Genomic DNA, 20,493 nt, shown 5'->3' with positions numbered 1-20,493 from the left:
GCTTTAGAGAATCACTGACAGGCGAAACCTTCCGGGCGCGGCACACCCCTTCGGACCGCGCACTCCTGCCACCCTGAGTCACCGCTGTGGATTTGTGGAGTCATCTGCTTCGGGTGTTGAGGATATTCCCTTGCCTCGTCTGCTTGTGCAATTCAGAGGCCACTACTCCGCGCATCGTAGCCTCAAGCTGCCGTGCCATCTGTTTCGACAAGTCCGCGTTCTGCTCCGGGGTGCCTGCGCTGCCCTCGACCTTGATGTTGTTCGTGACTGTGAAGGACGTCGGGCCATTGTCATTGGCGCTGGGGATGTTGTCATTCGCGGCGCGCACGGCAGGCCCTCCACCGACGAAACCGCCCTTCGCAAACGCGGCAACTTCACCGCGATTGATGGCGTGCAACAGGTCCAGATGCTTGGCGGTCTGGGCCGCGTTGATGACGAATTCGCCGTCCGACAATTTCGCCGGAATGCTATCGCTGGTGCCTGTACCTGGGCCACGGATATGACCACCTGTGGCCGCTTCGACGACACCGCCTTGGCTGAAGCCGAAGAGACCGCCCAGCAATCCGCCGCCCGCGCCAGCAGCCCCGCCCATCATGTTGGCGAAAAGGCTTTCGATCACGCTGTTGAGCGCCATGTCCATAAGCTTTGCCGCAAGATTGCTGAAAGCATTTCCCAGTGCTGTCGCGGCGTCGGTGCCGTTCATTAGATCGGACATCAGACCGCCAAGGAAGTCTTTGGCGAGACCCTTTGCACCCTCCATGGCACCCTGAGTGCGTTGCAAAGCGGCGTTTTGAGCGTCGATCTCGGTAACAAGGCCCCGAATAGATTGCTTCTGCGCTTCGGTAGCGCTGGTGCCAGCCCGACGCACTTCGGCGTCTATGCGCTTTTCAACTTCGCTCATGCCGATCACTCGCAGCTCATTTTCGAGCTCGGTGATCAGTTCGCGAACGGCATCGGCCTCGCTCCGTGCGCTAGATGCGCCGCCAGAACGCCCGCCACCAGCACCACTGCTTCCACCTGAAGGGGTCGGCGTGACTGGATAGTCAGCAAGCGTCACCGGCTTAACCGGCGCGGTGGGCGGTCCAAACTCAGCAGAAAACTCATCCCAACTTGGCATGCCAGCGCCAAGGTCGCTGGTATTGGCGGCAGCGGAATGCGCCGCTACGGCAGCGTCACGCATGGCAATAAAGCTCTGGATCACACCAGAGATACTGCCCTGCAATCCGCTAAAGTCTGGATTGGCCTCCCCAAGTGCGGTGATGGCTTCCGCTGCGCTTTCAGCAGTGCCCTTTCCTTCCAAGAGCTGCTGCACCAAATCCTGAAAAGCGGCATCTACCTCGCCAAATCGACCTTTGGTGTTTTGAGCCAGGTTGACTATGGCCTGCTCGGCAGCGGCAAGCTCAAGCTCCGCATCGGTGACGGAAGCGCCGAAGCGGTCAAACTTGGCCGCTAGACCCTCTACCGTATCGATGACCTTTTGAATGTCCGCCAAGTCGCGGGCGAAGGTCTGCTGCATCGCATCGCCAAGGTCGTTGAGCGCGTTATCGAAAGCTGGCGAGTTGACCAGATTGGTGATGCTGGTGCCCAGCGTATCGAGGAAGCTGGCAAACCGCTGCCCAGCGCTAGAAGTTTCGTTGAACTTGCCAGCGGCATCAGTAAGCACGTTTTGCAGCCTGACAAAGCTGCTCGATACCGTTGTTTCAGCACCGGCAATCTTATCCCGCAACGTAACCGAACCGGCTTCAAAGGCGCGGAAAAACGCTTCGCTTGAAACCTTGCCATCCACCACAAGCGCGCGGAGCTTCGACACCGAACCACCGGCCTCGGCAAGTCCAGCGGCAGCAGCCTGAGCGATCGGGCGCGCGCCCTCAAGGATCGAATTGAATTCTTCGGCGCGGACCACCCCGCCGCCCATTGCCTGACTAAGCTGCATCAGCGCGCCGGAAGCAGATTGAGCATCAGCGCCAGCGACACGCAGCGCCATCGCTACGTTGTCGGTGAAGCTCAGCATGTCATCGCTGGATGCGCCTAGATCGTCCTGCGCGAGCGAGACGCTGGAATAGAGCTGAGCAAGAGATTCCAGCGGTGCGGCGTTCCGCTGCGCGGACGCGAACAAGCTCTTGTAGACCTTATCCAAATCCCGCCCAGCAAGGCCAGCGACCTTGAGCGAATTGGTGATGCGGATGCTGCTATCAATGAGCTGTTGCGCGGCGCGCACCGAAAGCCCACTGGCAAGCCCGGCTACGATACCGCGACCAACACCAGCAAAATGGCGCTCGATGGTGGATGCGGACTGCTTCGCTCGCTGGTCAATTCGGCGGAAGTTGCGTTCGGCGGTTGCATACGCCTGCTTCATCTGGCGTTCAAAGGCCGTATGCCGCGCCTCAAGCAAAACAACTAGATCGGCATCAGCCATGGTGTAGTCCTATCGGTAAAGTTCAAGCAATTCGTCGGTGTATTGAGGCCCGGCATTGTCATTAGCGACGGCGCGGGAAACGGCCATGGCAGCGGCAATCGCACCATCGATGCGGTCGGTTTCCTTGTCCTTCTGCATGAACGGCAGGCCGGTCGTGCCGAAGCGGGTCATGACATGATCCAGATGGGCGCGGAGGATCGGATGCCCATCGTGCCGGATGCGGCGGGCGCTCACGGTCCGGGAAAGGTCGGCAGCGGCAATCCCCATCAGCAAAGGCGACTGCTTAAGGCTGAAAGCAGGGATGCCATCGGCAACAAGTCGGCGAAGCATCGGTCCAGCCATGTGCGGGTCAATTGCGACTTCCATGACATTGTCATTAGCCGCGACGATGTTGCGGATTTCGGCCTCGACGTGTGTGTCTTCAATCACCGGGCCGGGCACGACATTGAGCAGATGTTCATCGGCCCAACGTCCGTAAGGGGCTTGGTCACGGTCGGCGCGGGCCTGCAAATCCTCTTCGGGAAGGAAGAAGGTTGGGCGCACGGTGACATTGCCGTCATCATGCAACCACGCGGTCACGATAGCGGAAAGGTCGCCAGTCCGGGAAAGGTCCACGCCAAGGAAACACGGCAGGTCTTTCAATTCGGCAAAGTCGATGTCGAACTTACCTAGATCGAAAGTCGCCATGTCGAAAAGCGGCGAGCGCGAATGGCCCAGCCACATATTCAGATGGTCATTCTTGAAGGTGTCGCGCAGCACCGGGTTATGTTCGGCCTCGCGGGCTTCCTGCCGAAGCGCATCTATATCTGGGAAGCCCTCGGCAAGGCCGGGGTTAACCCGGTGCCAATTGGCCTCATCGCGCCAGTCGGCATCGCCAGCGGTTTCAAGCAGGATTGGCAACGTGCCGGGGTCGGCAACTTCGCCAGTGGCAACACGGCGCGCATAGCCGAAAACCTCAAAGGCGATATTGCCCTGCCCGCGCCCAGCCTGAGAAATGACGACTTCAAGGGTGCCAGCGGTTTTTGAGAGGCCAGAGCGCAAAACCTTGTAGAGGTCCGGCTTCTTCCACGCATGGATTTCGTCGATCAGCACGAAATTGGGCGTGCGCCCGTTCTGGGCATTAGCATCGCTGGAAACGGCCTTGAGGATCGAACCGGATGCCGGGTGCTTGATGATATGCCGGGAGTCGCGAACGCGGGTCCGCTTCTTCACCACCGGCGTTTGCAAGATGATGCCAAGCGCTTCTTCATAAGCGATGCGGGCTTGGTCACGGTCATAGGCAGCAAGGATTACCTGCCCATTGTTGACGCCCTCCGGCCCATAGAGGTGCAACAGGGCAAGGATTGCGCCCAGCGAGGTCTTGCGTGCACCACGCGGAAGCATGATCACAACGCGCTTGATGATGCGATTGCCGTTAGCGTCGCGCGGCCCATAAATTCCCCTGATAAGCCGCTCTAGCCACCGGGAAAGCTGGAACTTGCGCCGGGGATGGCTAGACTTCGGGTGGTAATGCGCCAGCACGAAATCCACCGCCCGCTGGCCGTAACCAAGCGGATCGGGAATATCGCTGTTATCAAAAAGCCAGTGCGGGTGCGGATCAGCCAAAGATTGCACTGGCCTCTTCATCGTCGCCTTCATCGCGCATTGCAGGGCGCGAACGATCAACCGGCGTCAGGCCAAGCACTCCGGCACAAAGCCGGTGAATGGTCTGGGCATTGTTCAAAATACCATGGGCAGGATGCTTCTTGCCCGCTGCCGTTACCAAACCTTCACGCGTCAAAATCCGATGCGCTTCCCTCATGGTGCCGGTAGCGATGCAGTAGTTTTCAAGCGTGGCTAGATCAGCTTCGGTGAGCGTCTTGCGCTCAACAATCAGAATAGGCGCAACGCGCTTCCATTCTGCCTTGGCGTCCCTACTCATATAGCTGGGCGGGCGCGGCACGTCCGTTACCGGACTACTGCCGCTCACGATGGTGCTGGGCTTGCGTCCTCTCACTTCACCACCTCGCAATGCAGCTCAAGGCCACGGCCATCAGCGACGGATAGCAGCTTGACGATATTAAGCGCATGCCCGGCATGGATCACGCGGTCGGCAGTCGTGATGCCGGGCCGGAAGTGGGTTCGGAAAACGATGGTCGTGGTTTCGCGCTGGCCGTTGTCGGCATTGGCCTCGACGGCCTCACTGCTCATCAGCTCGGCGCGCAGGGTGTGAATGTCTGCCCAGCTAACAAGCGGCTTGCCACCCCCTGCAATGGTTTCGGAAGCGCGCTGCACGATGATGGTGTGCCGGAAATTACCCGTGAGCATGGCGCACCTCGGTCATCATAGCTTCGACCGACACAATGACGTGCCCGTATTCCTTCGGGTCGCGCAGGGTGCGGGAGCCCGTAACCCAGAAGTTGCCCCAAAGGTCGTGCCCAGCCACGTCCAGCTCGCCGGACAGGGCATTGCGCACTTCATCGGCAATCGCGCGGGCGTCCATCATGTCGCCCTCATGGGTCCAGCAATGCAAGTCCATATAAACGCGCACCGAACGGGTCGTGCGGGTTTCACCTTCCCGCACGATCTGGGCATCGCCCAGCCGAATGCACGGGAAGTTATCGGGTCGGGTGCCAGAATCCTTGATATGGTTGGCGAGCACTAATGCAGTGAGCGCCGGTGCGGAGATTAGGCGATTATGGATGGCAATTTGCAGTGCAATATCGGGGGCCATTAGCGCTTCCCCTCTTCGCGGACGGCCTTGCGAATGTCGCGCGTGGTCCGGTTCTTGATCCGGTTGCGCAACATGCGGAAGGCAGTCCAGAAAAACGGCTGGGCTGGCGCTTCACCGGTGCCGTGCTCGACCAAATGCGGGTAGCGCACATCCTCATTACCAGCCGTCACCATGACGGCATTGGACGGCACAACGGTGCTGCCGCCGGGCTGGCTGAACGGCGGCGTGTGCATATCGCCGGGCGTCATCTCGATACTGTCGATAAGTGCGCCGGTGTCACGGCTGCTTTCGGCAAGCGTCCGCATCAGGTCGGCTAATTCATTGCCCGACTTCTGCAAAGATACTTGTGCAGCTTCCTTCGCCCGCACCGGAACGGCATCAAAACGGGCCTTTAAACGGCGCAGTTGAGCGGCAATATCGGCCATTAGCACACCTGCCGAACGTAGGGTGCAATGAGGTCGTCATAGCCCATAGCCAGCCGAACCATGGAATGGTCCACCAAAACCGGGTTGCGGTTCCAGAACAGATGCGTGGCCTTCATCAGCACGGCGTGCTGCAAGGGCGCGGGCAAATTCTCATATTCTGCGGTCGTTTCAGCGCCAATGTCATTGGCGAGGGTCGCCAGCGCCACGACGATGATGCGCGAAAGCTGGGAATCCTCAGTGTCGTCAAGCAGCTCAAGGTGCTGCTTCAAGTCAGTCAGTGCGGTCATTCAGAAAAATCTCTATTTGCGTTGTATCTTGCGCGTGCCTCCCCCCGCCGGTCCCCTCAAGAGCCGGTAAGTTCTGGACCACCCCCACGCCGGTTGGGTTAGAATGCTGATGAGACGACTCACCGGAGATAAGCCTGTGCTTGGAAGCGCCAAAGACCAGCCGACAGCAGACGAGATTGCCACGCTGAAGCTGGTAGCGAGCGGCGCTCTGCTGATTAATGCCAGCCCTGCTCACCTCAAGAGACTGCGAGAGCTTAAGCTGATTGAAAGCTCTCTCGCTGGCATTCCAGTTGTCTCTGCAGAAGGGCGAAAAACCCTCAACCGAAACCGCCGATAATCGTGCACTAATGCTCACGGCTGCACCGCCTGCCGTTCAAGGCGCTGCTTGGTGCTGTTGTGGTGATGGGCGCAAAGGCCCTGCCAATTGCTGCGATCCCAGAACAGGCGATCATCGCCACGGTGCGGGATGATGTGGTCAACATGGCTGGCAGCGACATAGCAGCCGGGATGATTGCAGTGCGGATGCGTGGCGAGATAGTCTTCGCGGGCCTTGCGCCATAAATGGTTATAGCCACGCTCGCGCGATGATGGGCGGTTGCGGTCATGGCGTGCCTTGCGGGCGCGGTCGCCAGCAATCTGGCAAGCACAGCGCTCACCGGATGGGACAATGTTGCCGCAACTGCAAAGGCGTGGTGGGGCGATAGGCATGGTCTAGGCGATCTTTGCTTTCAGAGCGGCAAGCCCTTGGCGATCAAAGGCCGGGTCATTCCCTGCCTCTTCGATCTGCTTGAGCCGTTCCGGGGTGTAGGTGTTTGGCTTGTTGGTGCCATCGGCAGGCACGAGAACGCCGGTCATTTGCAGATAGGCGATGTGCCCAGTCTGTGCGGCGAGGATTTCGGCTGGCGTTGCCGACCAAGCGTGATCTGGCGTCCAGCCAAGCCAGCCGGTTGCGATCTGGAAAAGCTGACTGTGATATTCGTCGGGGGTAATGGGCGTGCCGGATGATGGCTTAATCGGCGTGGTGTTGTCGGGATCAATACCCGCGATAGCCAGGACGAATTCTGCCAGCGGGCCGGTGAACCGATTTCGGACAGCGCCAAGGCCACTAGTGGCGATCTCTTCAACCAAAAGGACTGGCTTGATCCCGGTTTCGCGCAGCATGTCTGCGATTATGGTGATGTCGAAGCCTTGCACACCGGCAAGCAGTCCTGCCCACTGATGCCGATGCACAAGGCGAGTGCAGGCGCGAAGAGACGGGCGAAGCTCATAAGCCTCGCCTGCCAGTTCGACATAAATGCCGTCCGCGCCCAACACGATTATGCAGTCGCCATCTTCAGCTTGCGGAAAGCTTCAGGACGGACGACGCCAGCACCCACACGGCGACGGGCATGGAAACGCGTCTGACCTTCAGTGGCGAGGGTGAACGGGTTGGACAGAACAGAGAGGTCCAAGCGATCATAGATGCGATAGCCGGCCTTGAAGTCGCCAAAAGCGATCGGGAAGGTGTTCGCGGCGATGTCAGGCATGTCGAGCATTTCAACAACCGGACGGCCAAGGATCGTTTCTGGCTGGCCTGCCTGATAGGACGGCTGCCAGAGGTAATTACCCTGCCCGTCCTTGAGCTTGCGGACGGCAGCGAGGGTGTTGCCGTTCATAGCCCAAGTGCCGCGGCTGCGGAAAGCGCCGGGCACACTGTAAAGCATGGAGATGAGCGCATCAGCGGAAATGAGCGTGGCATGACCATTTACGTAAGCGGCAATGCCAGCATCAGCCATGAAGCCCTTAACTTCGGCTGCGGCGGTGCCGTTTACGAAACCAGTCACTTCCTTCTTGGCGAAGTCCTCTGCGAGCGCCAGACGCACTTCACGCTCAGCAACTTCGGCAGAGTCTTCGACCATCCAATTGGAGAGGTCCACAAAGGTCGTCAGCTCCTTTACGGCGATTTCCATCTGGCCGAAGGTTGGCTGAGATGCTTCGGCTGCAACGGCTTCCCCGGTCCACTTGGCATTGGTGATGCCGGTGCGCTTGGGAAGCAAAATCGCATGAGTGTTAATGGTGCGAACGTCAGCAATGGCGCGGACAGGGGACCATTCCACGAGATTGCGGATGAACTCTTCCGACACTTCCTTGGGTGCTAGCACATAGTTCGGCGCATCATTGGCGACGGTAAGCGCCTTTCGCTCAATTGTGTCAGCATCCATTCGGCCAAGGCGCAGATAATTGCCAAAGCTCTTCAGAGCTTCTGTCGGGACATTGCCGTTGTCATTGGCAGCGGCAGGCCGATTGGCCTTGGCCTCAACCTTGTCCAGCCGGGCGGTGAGCTTGGCGAAGTTGTCGTTAACAGCCTTCAGTTCAAGGGCTGCATTTTCGTCGGTAGCGGTTTCCATAGGGGTTTCCTGATTGATGGATTTGACAGAGGTGATCCGCGCGTCGGGGTGAACCGGACGGCGACAAAGAGAGATTTCGATGATGGTTAGGGCGCTGAACTTTCGCCCGCCTGTTGGCAGGGGCTCAAACGCGCCGCCTTTGAAGCCGATAGAGAGGCCGGTGATGCGCTTGCTACGCATGTCGTCGCGCGCCTTCTTGGCCGGGCCGATGCCCTCAACAAACAGACGGCCTTTTACCTCAAGGCCAACGTCCGTTTCGGCAGCGTTTTCCCAAACGCCGACAACCTGTGACTGGTCATGTTCCATCACGATAGGCAGCGCGGGCGGAAGTGCGAACGCGCCCTTCTCGATAACATCGCCAACGCTGTCAGCTGAGCCGAACGGCCATGCAATGCCGGTGATCGTCCCAACATCATCGATGCTGACTTCGGCCTTGATTTCGAGCTTATCCATCACGCGGCACCAGCATTGGCGGTCTCGGCTTCAGGGCCGATCCAAAGGTCAGTGAGAATGTCGATTGCGAGGATATTGGCTTCTGCGAGCGGGCGAGCCGGAACGTAGGTTGTCACCAGCGCAGCAGCCTCTTCGGGTTTGGTGCCAGCACCAACAAGACCAAGCCGGATCGTCTCCGTGATCTCGGCATAAGATAGGCGGCGCAGGCTATCGATGATTGCGCCGATGCCTTTGCCGGTCGTGCGCTGCAATTCATGAATCACTGGCGACGTGAGCGCGAAATCGCGTTCACGGTCGCCAAAGAAGGCGGTGTGCATCAGGCGGCGTCTTTCTCGCAGGTGGGTGGGGTGTCGTCGTTATCGGCGTCCGGCGCCGTTGCGCCGGTCGTCGTGTAGGGGTTTGCAAGTTCATCGCCGCCCGGCAGCGCAGGCATGTTCAGCCCGGCCCGCACTTCATTCGGCGTCATGGCGCGCATAGCAACCAGCTTGCCGTAGATTTCGGTGCGGACGGTCGGGTTAACGGTCAACAGGTCATCGGTGATGAAGCCGACAAATCGCGTCGTGCGCTCTTCCGGGGTGAGCAAAACGCGGGCATAAGACCAAGCCCAAGCATCCAACCATGGGCGCAGCGTCTGCTCAAGGAAGCCTTGCCGCATTTCCTCGGTATTGGACCAAGTGCCGCGCGTGAGGTCGAAGAGCATGGTCGGCGGCACTCGGAACGTGCGGGCGATTTCCTCGACCTGATAGCGGCGCTGTTCAAGAAACTGCGCGTCAACGGACGTTAGGGCGGTCTGAAGCCACTTCACACCGTCTGCGAGGATGGCAGGCTTGCCGCTATTCTCAGAGCCACCATGAGTGAGCGCCCACATTTCCAGCAGACCGGCAGCGGCCTCAGGCTTCATGGGCTTTTCGGATGACAGAATTCCACCTGGACGCGCACCATTGCCGAAAAGGCGTGAGGCGTGTTCCTCAAGTGTCATCGCAAGGCCGATGGCGTTCCGGGCGCGTGTGATGGGTGCCTTGCCACCAAACGCCTGAATATGGAGCATGTCCTGATATTCATAACGCTTGGATGTACCGCCCTGCTTCACCAGATAGAACGGCTCCCCGGTAGTCTCATCGGCCTTCGGCGTGACGGTAGCTGGGTCGATACGGTTGAACTCAAAAACGCGACCATCGCTCAGGCGATTGGCGACGGCGAAACCGCCCTTGTCGTGCAAGAGAGCGTCCGTGGTGAGCTGGGTGCGCAGTTCAGCAGCGCTGGTCCAGTAATTGGCCTCATCGTGCACAAGGCGAAAGGCAGGGTGAGCCGAGTCGGCTTCCTTGCCCTCTGCATTACGCACGAACAGCTTGGCGGGGAGAGTGCCCACGGCTTCCGCGATAAGCTCCACTGCCGACGACACGGCAGGAACGCTCATGGCGTTCACGGCAGTGACGGACTTGCCGGTGTAGGTCGGCGCTGCGCCGAAGAGCCAAGACGCCAGCGGATCGGTGAGTGTCACCGGCTCAGGTGCAGGCTGAGGTTCGGCTTTGCGGAAGAGGCCGGGGAGGAAGTCGGTAAATGGCAACGAGTCTGCTCACAGCGTGGATGTGAAGAGACAATATTCCTAAATAGGAATCTTTTCAAGGCCGCATTATTGCGTCGATCAGCTCGGCATCCATGTCGGTGCCATGTTCAAAGAGAGTTCGATATAGACCTAGTGCTGCACCTGCCGCACCGCCTATGAAGGCATTTCCGACTTCCGCGCGCATGGGTGCAGACGCTACGGCAATAGCCAGATCAAGTTCAGCGAGAACGTTCGACAAGGGCACCAATTTGTCTATATTCGCAAATTTTATATTTGCCCCCTCTTGGACAAGTTTAGACAATTCAGCTCGTGTATTTGTAATTTGCATGTTGATATCGGAAACACACTTTATAGCATCACCGTGAGCAATTCCGTATAATTGCAACGCAGGTTGTTTCTGGTCGTGCCAAGGCTTTGTGTTGTCTACAACTGGAATTCCATCGTGAACAACAAAGCCATCTGCGAGTTCGTTAAAAATCTTAACAGCTACTCTAGCAAGCTCGACGATGTCTTCATCAGCATCTTTCTGGATAGAGGCCTTCCTTTGATCTTCTAGAATCTTCGTCTGAACAGATATCAGTTCGACATTTCGCCTCGCCTCTTCGACTTGTTGAGTCGAGACAGCCCGGCTTTCTCGCAATTCCTGCCGTTGAGCCGCCAGTTCGTTTCGCTGCAAAAGCACCGCGGCAACAAGCCAGACGAACGCCACTGGTGCGAAAGCGCCAGCGAACGTGTCACCTAAAGCATTGGGTTCAAGGCATACTAAGCGATCCACAAGCCATAAGCCGGGTGCGCACCCCTCGGGTAGCCTGCCCACGCTGAGCAGCACGAGGAACAACGTAAGAAACATTGCGGTCAGGAGCAGCGCTAAGCCAATGATCGGGCTGCGCTTATCAGCGGCATGGTCTTTCATCAGCGGCGCACTGCCCGGCTGATCTCAACCAAGATGCCCAATGCAATAGCGCAGGCGGCGATTACTAAGGCTTGATCGATAGCTTGCGCGGGCGACTGCCCCAAGTATCGGGCTGCCCACGCCCGCGCCTCAGCGGCGTTAGGTATGCTGGTGATAATGTAGATTGAAATGCCAATCCGGCCCGCTGCCATGACGAGCGCGAGCCAAGCGGCGATTGTGCCAAGTCTAGTAAAAAACATTCTCTGTCCCATTCTCGACTCGCGCCCACGGGCCGCGTGCAATCAGGGCATATGTTGCTCAACCGCTCAAGATAAGCGAGATTAAGTTGTTACGGTTTCAGGAGAAAGTAGCGATGGCAGTAAAACGGACTATTCCGCATTTCAAGGTTGGCGACCCCGGCGATGATAGGTTCAGCATCTATGCGGACGACTACCAAGGCGACGAAACGGCACTTACCAGCAACCGACTATCGTTTGTGCTTAAAACTGGCACCACCCTAGCGCAGGCTGAAGAACTTAAACGGCTGATGCATACCCTGATCGAAAGCGTCACTGAACAGAGCTAGATGCGCTGCTCGCCTGCCCCAAAAGGGTGATCCACTTTGGTCCACTTTTTTGATCGCCGACCTTGCTAACCCATTGAAAACGCTATACCTATCACTCCAATGGGAGGGTCCAGGTTCCCCAGCCAAAACTACCGACATTGTTTCAAACGGTCACACACGCGCTGGCTCTAAGCGAAGTGCCACGGTCCGCTCGCGAGGCCCTGCATCACCGCAGCGGGGCGTTGGGCTTTAGGTCCAATCTTGAAGTTGTGTCAGGTACTCTTCCGGAAACCGGTGCATGGATGCGCCGTCGCGTAGGTGCCGGAGATAGGCTGCGTTGGGGCGGTGTGCGCCATCATGCGCTACAGCGATATAGGTCTGCACTAGATGCGGCCGGCCATCTACCAGCACCTCGATCTCGACCCGATTGTAGCTATTGAGCTCCGCCGCCCGATCGACAACAAAATCTTCGTAGGCGTCGAGCCGAGCGATATTCTCCGCCGAGAGCCTATAGACCACCCCTAGGGTCTTGCCGCCCGGTCGCGGCGAGATGGAGGCGACGCCGCAATCGCGAGTTACCGAATGTCGCGGGAAGCAAAGCACATGGTCCGCCAAAACCCCGATGCCGACGACCTCTGCCCCAGTGCAGCGCGCCTGCATTTGCGCGAGGTCCATGTTGGAGCCATAGGCGAAATAGAGAAAGTGCTGTTTCATCGCTTCAGCACTTCGGCGACGAACTCAGCATATGAACCCGATGTCGCCAGATCCAGCAGATGATCCAGCGCCGCCAATGGGTCATCGGCCGCATCGACCCTGAGGTCGAGATCAGGATAGGCTTGGCTTCCCTGCACCAGTAGGGCAGACGAGCCGACGCCACGGCTGTCGCCCCCCGCCGCTGCACCTGCCAAGAGCGCGTCGAGCAGTGCCCGCGCCAGATTTCTCTCGGCCGCGCGAAACGCTGCCATCATGTTCTCGATCACGGCGCGACCCGTCAGCATATTGCCGGCCACCGCGACATTGGTCTCCAGCACATGCCCTGCAAACCCGATGCAGTCCGCCCCGGTCCAACCCGCCGTACGCCCTGCCGCATCCACCAGCACCACCTGCCGCCGATCGGCTTCTGCGTCATTTGCGAGCGCCGACGCCAGCGCCGCATCGGCCGGTTGGCCATCGAGCAGCGCCAGCGCATCGATCGCCAGATACGGATTGGTCATCGCCTGCGTCGCCGCCGCGCCGATTCCGCCGCGCACATGAGGCACCAGCGCACCCACCATCGGACCGGCCGTTGCCGTCGCCACGCCGAAGGCGCCGCTGACCGGATCACGCGCAATTATGGAAAAGGTCATTCGGGCATCCTCGCAGGCAAAGAAGATTTATCATCATAAATTGACATGGTACCAATTTATGCTGATAAATTGACCATGCTCTGCTGCATAGCGCAACCGCACGGCGAGAGCGAGGGAACGCAAGGAGAGGTTTTCACTATGATCCGCACATGGAAAGGCGTCGCGGCGCTGCTTTTGGCCGCCACTTCGCTCAGCTTTATATCGCCAGCATTTGCTCAGACGCCGCCCAACATCCTCGTCATCGGGCAGATCGCCGAGCCGGCTTCGCTTGATCCGCATGTCTCAACGGCCGCAAACGATTTCCGCATCGCCGTCAACATCTATGATGGCCTCGTCCGCAACACGCCCGGCACGCTCGAAATTGAGCCGGCCCTCGCCACCGACTGGACCATTTCCGACGATGGCCTCGAATACACCTTCAATCTCCGCGAAGGCGTGACCTTCCACGACGGTACGCCGTTCAATGCTGAAGCGGTGAAATTCAACTTCGATCGCATGCTGAAGGAAGATCACCCCTTCGCCTCGACCGGCCCCTTCCCACTCGCTTTCTTCTTTTCTTCCGTCAAGGATGTTGCGGTGGTGGATGACCTGACGGTCAAATTCACCCTCAACGAACCCTTCGCCCCGTTCATGAGCAATCTGGCTTCGCCCACCGGCCTCATTGTCTCGCCGGCCGCCGTCGAACAGTATGGCAAGGATTACGGTCGCCATCCCGTCGGCACCGGCCCGTTCAAGTTCGAGGAATGGCAGTCCAATACCAGCGTCGTCGCCTCGCGCAACGATGCCTATTGGGATGGCGCGCCTTCGCTTGAAGCCGTGATTTTCCGCCCGATCACCGACGCCAATACCCGCGTTGCCGAAATGCTCTCGGGCGGCATTGACGTGCTGCTCGAAACCCCGCCCGACAATGTCGCCCAGTTCCGCGACGACGCCAATTACCAGGTCGTCGAAGCCGTCGGCCCCCATGTCTGGTACGTCATGCTCAACGCCAAGGACGGCCCCTTTGCCGACAAGCGCGTGCGCCAGGCGGTGAACTACGCGGTCAACAAGGAAAGCCTCGTCAACGACGTGCTCCAGGGCACGGCCGACGTGTCCGCCGGCCCCATCCCGCCTGCCTTCAACTGGGCTTATAACGAAGACGTCGCGCCCTATCCCTATGATCCGGCAAAGGCCAAGGAACTTCTCGCCGAAGCCGGGGCGGAAGGCGCAAAGCTGACCTTCCTCGTCACCGAAGGCGGCTCGGGCATGCTCGATCCCGTTCCCATGGGCACCGCTATCCAGGCCGATCTCGCGGCCGTGGGGCTCGATGTCGAAATCAAGACCTATGAATGGAACACCTTCCTTTCGGAAGTGAACCCCGGCCTCGAAGGCAAGGGCGACATGGCCGAAATGGCCTGGATGACCTCGGACCCCGACACCTTGCCGTTCCTGACCCTGCGCACTGCGGCCTTCCCGGCCGAAGGCGGTTTTAACTCGTCCTATTATTCCAACCCGGAAGTCGACGCCCTCCTCGACAAGGCGCGTCTCTCGACCGATCCTGCAGAGCGCGGCGAGTTTTATAAGCAGGTCCAGGCCATCACCCACGAAGATGCCCCCTGGCTATTCGTTGCCAACTGGAAGCAGAACGCCGTCGTCACCAGCGCCGTCGGTGACTTCGAACTGCAGCCTGACTTTTCTTTGGTTTTGCGAGACGTGACGAAGCAGTAGGTCACCCCCACCCAACCTCCCCCTTAAACAGGGGGAGGAGTTACCGGTGGCCCACCAGCCCCACCGCAAGCGCGATCCATCCCTCCCCCTCCCAGGGGGAGGCTAGGTGGGGGTACCCTCCCACCTTACCTGCCCCGGAGGACCACCCATGACCGCCTATATCGGCAAACGCCTCCTCGCCGCGATCCCCGTCATTCTCGGCCTTTCCATCATCGTTTTCCTCGTGATGAAGCTGATCCCCGGCGATCCCGCGCAGGCCCTCCTCGGCTCCTATGCGACCCCCGACAATGTCGCGCGCATCAATCGAGCGCTCGGCCTCGATCGCTCCTGGCCCGAGCAATATGTCATCTGGATCGGCAATCTTCTCCAGGGTGATTTCGGCCGCTCCTACATCCTCAATCGCCCCGTCCTCGACGAAGTGCTCGAGCGGTTTGGCGCGACGCTCATCCTAGCCGGCGCATCTCTGATCATCTGCTCGGTGCTTGGCATTCTCGCTGGCATCGTCTCGGCCGTGCGCCAGTTCGGCTGGACCGATCGCGTGGTCACCTTCTTCGTCCTCATCGGCATTTCCATGCCGGCCTTCTTCCTCGGCCTCGTTTTCATCCTGTTCTTCGCCGTGCAATGGAAGCTGCTCCCCGCCTCGGGCATGTATGCAGTCTATGGCGGCGGCGACCTCCCCGATCTGCTGCGCCACCTGATCCTGCCCGCCTCCACTCTCGCCATCGTCGCGACGGGCGTCGTCGCCCGCCTCACCCGCGCCGCCATGCTCGAAGTCCTGCGCCAGGATTTCATCCGTACCGCCCGCGCCAAGGGTCTCAGCGAAAACAAAGTCATCTACCGCCACGCCTTCCGCGCCGCATTGGTCTCCATCATTCCAGTGCTTGGCATTCAGGCCGGCTTCGTCCTCGGCGGCGCAGTCTATATCGAAACAGTCTTCCAGTGGCCCGGCCTCGGCCAGATGCTGGTCAAGGCCGTCTCGACCCGTGATCTGCTGCTGGTGCAGGGCGGCGTGCTCGTTGCCGCCACCGTCTATGTGCTCGTCAATCTTCTGGCCGATGTCGCTCAGGCCATGCTCGATCCAAGGCTCAAAGCATGACCGATCTCACTGTCCCGACCCCGACCTTTGCTCGCAAGCGCCGCAGCAATCTCCAATTGCTGCTGGCCAATCGCCTCGCGGCGGCGGGTCTCTTCATCTTCGGCTTCATCGTCATTGTGGCGCTGCTCGCGCCCATCCTGCCGATCCCGAACCCGGACATAACCGATCAGCCCAATCGCCTGCTGTCGCCACTGAGCCCCGGCCATCTCCTCGGCACCGACCACCTGGGCCGCGATATCCTTTCGCGCCTCATCTGGGGCACACAGGTGTCCCTGCTCGTCGGCATCAGCGCCACGGCGCTCGCGGCCTTCTTCGGCTCGCTCATCGGCCTCGTCGCCGGCTATGCCCGCGGCGCCACCGACAGCATTCTCATGCGCTTTGTCGATATGCTGATGGCCTTCCCCTACATCCTCCTTGCCATCGCCATCGTCGCGGCGCTTGGCCCTGGCCTTCTCAATGCGCTCTACGCTATCGCCCTCGTCAATATCCCCTTCTTTGCCCGCAATATTCGTGGCGTCACCGTCTCGATCCGTAATCGCGAATTCGTCGACGCCGCGCGCCTCTCGGGCAAAAGCCACGCGGCTGTCCTCTTCACCGAGGTCCTGCCAAATGTTCTGCCGGTGATCGTCATCACCATGTCGACCACCGTCGGCTGGATGATCCTTGAAACTGCCGGCCTCTCCTTCCTTGGCCTCGGTGCCCAGCCGCCCACCTCAGACCTCGGCTCCATGCTCGGCCAGGCCCGCGCTCAGCTCTTCACCGCGCCACATGCTTCCATCATTCCCGGCGTGATGATTTTCCTCCTCGTCATGAGCATCAACCTCCTCGGCGACGGTATCCGCGACGTGCTCGATCCGCGCCTCCGCTCCGGCACCCTCGGCCGCCCCATGCCGGTCACCAAGATTGACCGCCAGTCCAAGCCCGCCCCGACTCTTGCAGACGCACCCGCCCTCGTCGTCGAAAACCTCTCGACCGGCTTTGATACCGGCGCCTCTATCACCCCCGCTGTCCGCGACATCAGCTTCCGCTTGGGCAAAGGCGAATGTCTTGGCCTCATCGGCGAGAGCGGCTCTGGCAAGTCGGTCACCGCGCTCTCGTTAATGGGCCTGGTCGCGTCCCCGCCCGGCGTCATCACCAATGGCGGCGTCTATATCCAAGGCCAGGACGTGCTGTCTGTGCGCGAGCAAGACCTTATCGCCCTCCGCGGCGCCCGCGTCGCCTATGTGTTTCAGGACCCGCTGACGACGCTCCATCCGCTCTTCTCCGTCGCAGACCAGATCGCCGAAGCCGTCCTTGCGCACAATCCCATAGGCAAGCAGCAGGCCCGCAAACGCGCCGTCGAATTGATGGAGACCGTCGGCATCCGGGACGCCGCCAGCCGCGCCAGCGCCTATCCGCACGAACTCTCGGGCGGCCAGCGCCAGCGCATCGGCATCGCCATGGCGCTCGCCAATGATCCCGACATCATCATCGCCGACGAGCCGACCACCGCGCTCGATGTCACCGTGCAGGCGCGCATTCTCGATCTCCTGCAAAACCTGCGCCGCGAGCGCGGCCTCGCCCTCCTCCTCATCACCCACGATTTCGGCGTCGTGGCCCAGGTTTGCGACCGCGTCGCGGTGATGAAAAACGGCGAAATCGTCGAACAGGGCGAAACGCAGGCGGTCCTCCGCGATCCCCAGCACGACTACACCAAGCGCCTCATCGCCTGCGTCCCGGAGCTGGGCGAGGGCCACAGCTTCCTCGACCGGGTCCGCCCGCTCTTTACGGAGGCACGCGCATGAGCCAGAACGCCATCCAAATCCGCGATCTCGTCAAAACCTTCGGTGGTGGCCGCAATCTCTTTGGACGTCAGGCCAGCGAGGTGCAGGCCGTAAGAGGCATTTCTCTCGATCTCCAGCGCGGCGAAACCCTCGGCATCGTCGGCGAAAGTGGCTCGGGCAAATCGACGCTCGCCCGCATGCTGGTCGGCCTCGAACACCCCACCTCCGGCACCATGCTGATCGACAACAAGCCCTGGGCCGAGCTTGCCTCGTCCGGCTCCCGCGCCTTTGGCCGCACCATTCAATATGTCTTCCAGGACCCCGTCGCTTCGCTCAATCCGCGCAAGACCATCGGCGAAATCCTCGATGTGCCGCTGCGCCTTCTCTGCTCTTACGACAGCACCAGACGCGCCATTCGCAAGCGCGAACTTGTCGACGCCGTGCAAATGCCCCTCGACACACTCGAACGCTATCCCCACGAATTCTCCGGCGGCCAGGCCCAGCGCATTGCCATAGCCCGCGCCCTAGCCGCTGAAGCCAGCATTCTCGTTCTCGACGAACCCGTCAGCGCGCTAGACGTCTCCGTGCAGGCGCAAGTTCTCCTGCTCCTCCAGCAATTGCGCGACGACCTCGGCCTCTCCTACCTCTTCATCAGCCACGACCTCGCCGTCGTGGAATCGATTTCCGATCGCGTTGCCGTCATGTATCTCGGAGAAGTGGTGGAGGTCGGGCCCGCAGCCCAGCTCTTTGCCAACCCGCAGCACGACTACACGCGGTCGCTCATCGCCAGCGCACCGCGCCTTTCCGCAACGGACAGCGCCGCATGAATTTGCCTAAGCTTCGCCAGGCATTACCCCCACCTAACCTCCCCCTTGCAGGGGGAGGAACAGATCGGTTCTTGCCCATAGATCGTGAGCCACAGGCAGATCCCTCCCCCTATCAGGGGGAGGCTAGGTGGGGGGCCTTACTTGCCCCACCGCCCGCGTCATCGATCAAGACCATTTGGGGCAGATCTGCATGACAACCATCACCCCACCCCCCCCCGTCGAGCCCCCACGCCGCAAGCGCACCGACGAAATCGTCGATGCCATCAAGCGCATGATCGTCGAACATGGCCTCGGCCCCGGAGACCGCCTGCCGCAGGAGCGCGACCTGCTCGCCCAATTCTCGGCCAGCAAGGGCACCGTTCGCGAGGCGCTCAAATCCCTCGAAGTCCAGGGCCTCATTTCCGTCCGCACCGGCCCCGGCGGCGGGGCCTTCATCGAGCGCATGTCCGAAGGCCGGGCCATGAGCCTTCTCTCCAATTTCCTCTTCGCCAAGAACCTTTCGATCGCCAATATCTACGAGATGCGGAAGGTCCTCGAACCGCAACTGGCGGCGAGCGCCACCCCCCATATCGACGAAGCCGGCCTCAAGCGCCTCGAAGCCATCATCCGCATCTACGATCACGAGCCCGCCGACCAGAACGAACGCTGGACCCAGCGCATGGCGGAACTAGATTTCCATGGCGTCGTCGCGGAATATTCCGACAATCCCATTCTTGCATTCACCTGCCGCTTTCTCCAACGCCTCCTCAAGGATCTTACCATCGCGCAGGACATTTATGTCCAGCCCGAGCCGGTCTCGCGCGCCAGCGGCATCCAGCATCAGCGCGATCTCATCGTCGCCATGCGCGATCGCGATGCCGCAGCCGCTGCCGCCATCCTTGCCGAGCATATGGCCGAAGCCGAAAAGCACATGCTGACCCTTGAGGCCAAGCTCGAAGACCGCTTCCTCGAGGAAGTCTCCCCGGCCCGTACCAGAAAGCGCCGCACCGCATGATCGATACCGACTATCTCCTCGACCGCCTGTTGCAGCTGGTCAAAACGCCAAGCCCCGTCGGCATGACCGACCGCGCCGTTGCCTTGGTCGATACCTGGCTGCGCGATCTCGGCTATTCGCCCAAATACACCCGTCGCGGCGTCCTCTATGTCGAAGTCGGCGAAGGCTCACCCCGCCGCGCCCTTGCGGCCCATCTAGATACACTCGGCGCCATGGTCACCGAGCTCAAGCCCAATGGCCGTCTCGCTTTGCGCAATACCGGCACCTGGGCCGCCCGCTTTGCTGAAGGCGCCCGCGTCACCATCTTTTCCGACAATACCGAGCATCGCGGCACCATCCTGCCGCTCAAAGCCTCGGGCCACCGCTTCAACACCGAGGTCGATACTCAACCTGCAGATTGGGACAATCTCGAAATCCGCATCGACGCCATCCTGCCCGACCGCGCCGCGCTCATCGCCGCCGGATTCAACGTTGGCGATATGGTCGCGATCGACGCCCAGCCCGAAGTCGTCGACGGTTTCATCGTCTCGCGTCACCTCGACGATAAGGCCGGCTGTGCCACCCTCCTTGCCGTCCTCAAATCGATCGCCGAGGGTCACACCAAGGTCGCCATCCCCTTCCAGGCCATGTTCACCATCGCCGAAGAGATCGGCATCGGTGGCACGCACGGTTTTGGTCCCGAGGTCGAAGAACTGCTCGCCATAGACAATGCCGTCACCGCCCCAAACCAGACATCACGCGACGACGCCGTCACCATTGCCATGCGTGATCGCCAGGGTCCCTTTGACGCCCGAATGACGCGCCAGATGTTAGCAGTCTGCCAACACAATGGTATCGCATGCGAACGCGATACCTTCCGCCACTACCGCTCCGACAGCGCCGCCGCAGTTGAAGCCGGCTGGGACATCCGCGTCGGCCTCGTCTGCTTTTCCCTCGACAGCTCCCACGGCTGGGAACGTACCCACCTAGCCTCGCTCCAAGCATTGGCAGCATTGCTGAAGGGCTATATTGAAACCGAGATGTTCAATGACGAAGGCCAACTGTCGTAATTTTTT

The 20,493-nt window shown here is 60.2% G+C and carries 22 protein-coding genes; 7 read left to right on the top strand and 15 right to left on the bottom strand.

What is annotated here, in order from left to right; all coding sequences use genetic code 11:
- Positions 1–100 precede the first annotated feature (100 nt).
- The 13 genes from ASE94_RS14215 to ASE94_RS14150 form a co-directional block, all read right to left on the bottom strand.
- The gene (locus ASE94_RS14215; RefSeq protein WP_062630955.1) at positions 101–2,416 is read right to left on the bottom strand and encodes a tape measure protein; all 2,316 of its coding nucleotides are present in this window, start codon (positions 2,414–2,416) and stop codon (positions 101–103) included.
- A 9-nt stretch (positions 2,417–2,425) separates the two neighbouring features.
- Positions 2,426–4,030: a terminase TerL endonuclease subunit gene (locus ASE94_RS14210; RefSeq protein WP_244484047.1), complete on the bottom strand. Its 1,605-nt coding sequence runs from the start codon at positions 4,028–4,030 to the stop codon at positions 2,426–2,428.
- Complete coding sequence (locus tag ASE94_RS14205) at positions 4,014–4,412, bottom strand: phage terminase small subunit P27 family (RefSeq protein ID WP_062630954.1); 399 nt, start codon at positions 4,410–4,412, stop codon at positions 4,014–4,016. Before ASE94_RS14205 ends, ASE94_RS14210 begins: the two co-directional genes overlap by 17 nt.
- A complete protein-coding gene (locus ASE94_RS14200; protein ID WP_062630953.1) occupies positions 4,409–4,723 on the bottom strand; it encodes a head-tail adaptor protein in 315 nt (104 codons plus the stop codon). The genes ASE94_RS14205 and ASE94_RS14200 overlap by 4 nt, the downstream gene beginning before the upstream one ends.
- Positions 4,710–5,129, bottom strand: coding sequence for a DUF3168 domain-containing protein (locus tag ASE94_RS14195; protein WP_062630952.1), 420 nt, complete (start codon positions 5,127–5,129; stop codon positions 4,710–4,712). Before ASE94_RS14195 ends, ASE94_RS14200 begins: the two co-directional genes overlap by 14 nt.
- Positions 5,129–5,554, bottom strand: a complete 426-nt coding sequence (locus ASE94_RS14190) for an HK97-gp10 family putative phage morphogenesis protein (protein ID WP_062630951.1) — start codon at positions 5,552–5,554, stop codon at positions 5,129–5,131. The genes ASE94_RS14195 and ASE94_RS14190 overlap by 1 nt, the downstream gene beginning before the upstream one ends.
- On the bottom strand, positions 5,554–5,841 hold the full coding sequence (locus tag ASE94_RS14185; RefSeq protein ID WP_082461223.1) for a head-tail connector protein: 288 nt from the start codon (positions 5,839–5,841) through the stop codon (positions 5,554–5,556). Before ASE94_RS14185 ends, ASE94_RS14190 begins: the two co-directional genes overlap by 1 nt.
- Positions 5,842–6,192: 351 nt before the next feature.
- Positions 6,193–6,549 carry an HNH endonuclease signature motif containing protein gene (locus ASE94_RS14175; protein ID WP_062630948.1) on the bottom strand — a complete coding sequence of 119 codons (357 nt, stop codon included), beginning with the start codon at positions 6,547–6,549 and terminating at the stop codon, positions 6,193–6,195.
- 3 nt (positions 6,550–6,552) lie between these two features.
- Positions 6,553–7,155, bottom strand: coding sequence for a hypothetical protein (locus ASE94_RS14170; protein WP_062630947.1), 603 nt, complete (start codon positions 7,153–7,155; stop codon positions 6,553–6,555).
- Positions 7,156–7,157: 2 nt separating this feature from the next.
- Positions 7,158–8,681: a phage major capsid protein gene (locus ASE94_RS14165; RefSeq protein ID WP_062630946.1), complete on the bottom strand. Its 1,524-nt coding sequence runs from the start codon at positions 8,679–8,681 to the stop codon at positions 7,158–7,160.
- Positions 8,681–8,998 carry a gene transfer agent family protein gene (locus ASE94_RS14160; protein WP_062630945.1) on the bottom strand — a complete coding sequence of 106 codons (318 nt, stop codon included), beginning with the start codon at positions 8,996–8,998 and terminating at the stop codon, positions 8,681–8,683. The genes ASE94_RS14165 and ASE94_RS14160 overlap by 1 nt, the downstream gene beginning before the upstream one ends.
- On the bottom strand, positions 8,998–10,248 hold the full coding sequence (locus ASE94_RS14155) for a phage portal protein (protein ID WP_062630944.1): 1,251 nt from the start codon (positions 10,246–10,248) through the stop codon (positions 8,998–9,000). The genes ASE94_RS14160 and ASE94_RS14155 overlap by 1 nt, the downstream gene beginning before the upstream one ends.
- A 55-nt stretch (positions 10,249–10,303) precedes the next feature.
- A complete protein-coding gene (locus tag ASE94_RS14150) occupies positions 10,304–11,161 on the bottom strand; it encodes a hypothetical protein (RefSeq protein ID WP_062630943.1) in 858 nt (285 codons plus the stop codon).
- Between the two features lie 352 nt (positions 11,162–11,513).
- On the opposite strand from ASE94_RS14150, the gene ASE94_RS14140 reads away from it, so the two are divergent.
- Complete coding sequence (locus tag ASE94_RS14140) at positions 11,514–11,726, top strand: hypothetical protein (protein ID WP_062630941.1); 213 nt, start codon at positions 11,514–11,516, stop codon at positions 11,724–11,726.
- Between the two features lie 228 nt (positions 11,727–11,954).
- Here the strand turns inward: ASE94_RS14140 and ASE94_RS14135 are convergent, their stop codons facing one another.
- Both ASE94_RS14135 and ASE94_RS14130 read right to left on the bottom strand, forming a co-directional pair.
- The gene (locus ASE94_RS14135; protein ID WP_062630940.1) at positions 11,955–12,419 is read right to left on the bottom strand and encodes a gamma-glutamylcyclotransferase family protein; all 465 of its coding nucleotides are present in this window, start codon (positions 12,417–12,419) and stop codon (positions 11,955–11,957) included.
- Complete coding sequence (locus tag ASE94_RS14130; RefSeq protein ID WP_062630939.1) at positions 12,416–13,051, bottom strand: DUF1028 domain-containing protein; 636 nt, start codon at positions 13,049–13,051, stop codon at positions 12,416–12,418. The genes ASE94_RS14135 and ASE94_RS14130 overlap by 4 nt, the downstream gene beginning before the upstream one ends.
- A 138-nt stretch (positions 13,052–13,189) precedes the next feature.
- On the opposite strand from ASE94_RS14130, the gene ASE94_RS14125 reads away from it, so the two are divergent.
- The 6 genes from ASE94_RS14125 (at position 13,190) to ASE94_RS14100 (ending at position 20,487) form a co-directional block, all read left to right on the top strand.
- Positions 13,190–14,758, top strand: a complete 1,569-nt coding sequence (locus ASE94_RS14125) for an ABC transporter substrate-binding protein (protein ID WP_062630938.1) — start codon at positions 13,190–13,192, stop codon at positions 14,756–14,758.
- Between the two features lie 148 nt (positions 14,759–14,906).
- Positions 14,907–15,854 carry an ABC transporter permease gene (locus ASE94_RS14120; protein ID WP_062630937.1) on the top strand — a complete coding sequence of 316 codons (948 nt, stop codon included), beginning with the start codon at positions 14,907–14,909 and terminating at the stop codon, positions 15,852–15,854.
- Positions 15,851–17,638, top strand: coding sequence for a dipeptide/oligopeptide/nickel ABC transporter permease/ATP-binding protein (locus ASE94_RS14115; protein WP_062630936.1), 1,788 nt, complete (start codon positions 15,851–15,853; stop codon positions 17,636–17,638). Before ASE94_RS14120 ends, ASE94_RS14115 begins: the two co-directional genes overlap by 4 nt.
- Positions 17,635–18,444, top strand: a complete 810-nt coding sequence (locus ASE94_RS14110) for an ATP-binding cassette domain-containing protein (RefSeq protein ID WP_062630935.1) — start codon at positions 17,635–17,637, stop codon at positions 18,442–18,444. Before ASE94_RS14115 ends, ASE94_RS14110 begins: the two co-directional genes overlap by 4 nt.
- 190 nt (positions 18,445–18,634) lie before the next feature.
- Positions 18,635–19,438, top strand: a complete 804-nt coding sequence (locus tag ASE94_RS14105) for an FCD domain-containing protein (protein ID WP_062630934.1) — start codon at positions 18,635–18,637, stop codon at positions 19,436–19,438.
- Positions 19,435–20,487, top strand: a complete 1,053-nt coding sequence (locus ASE94_RS14100; RefSeq protein ID WP_062630933.1) for an osmoprotectant NAGGN system M42 family peptidase — start codon at positions 19,435–19,437, stop codon at positions 20,485–20,487. The genes ASE94_RS14105 and ASE94_RS14100 overlap by 4 nt, the downstream gene beginning before the upstream one ends.
- Positions 20,488–20,493: the final 6 nt, after the last annotated feature.

This window comes from Devosia sp. Leaf64, assembly GCF_001421945.1.
Lineage (GTDB): Bacteria > Pseudomonadota > Alphaproteobacteria > Rhizobiales > Devosiaceae > Devosia.
This window is presented reverse-complemented; position numbering and strand designations above follow the sequence as displayed.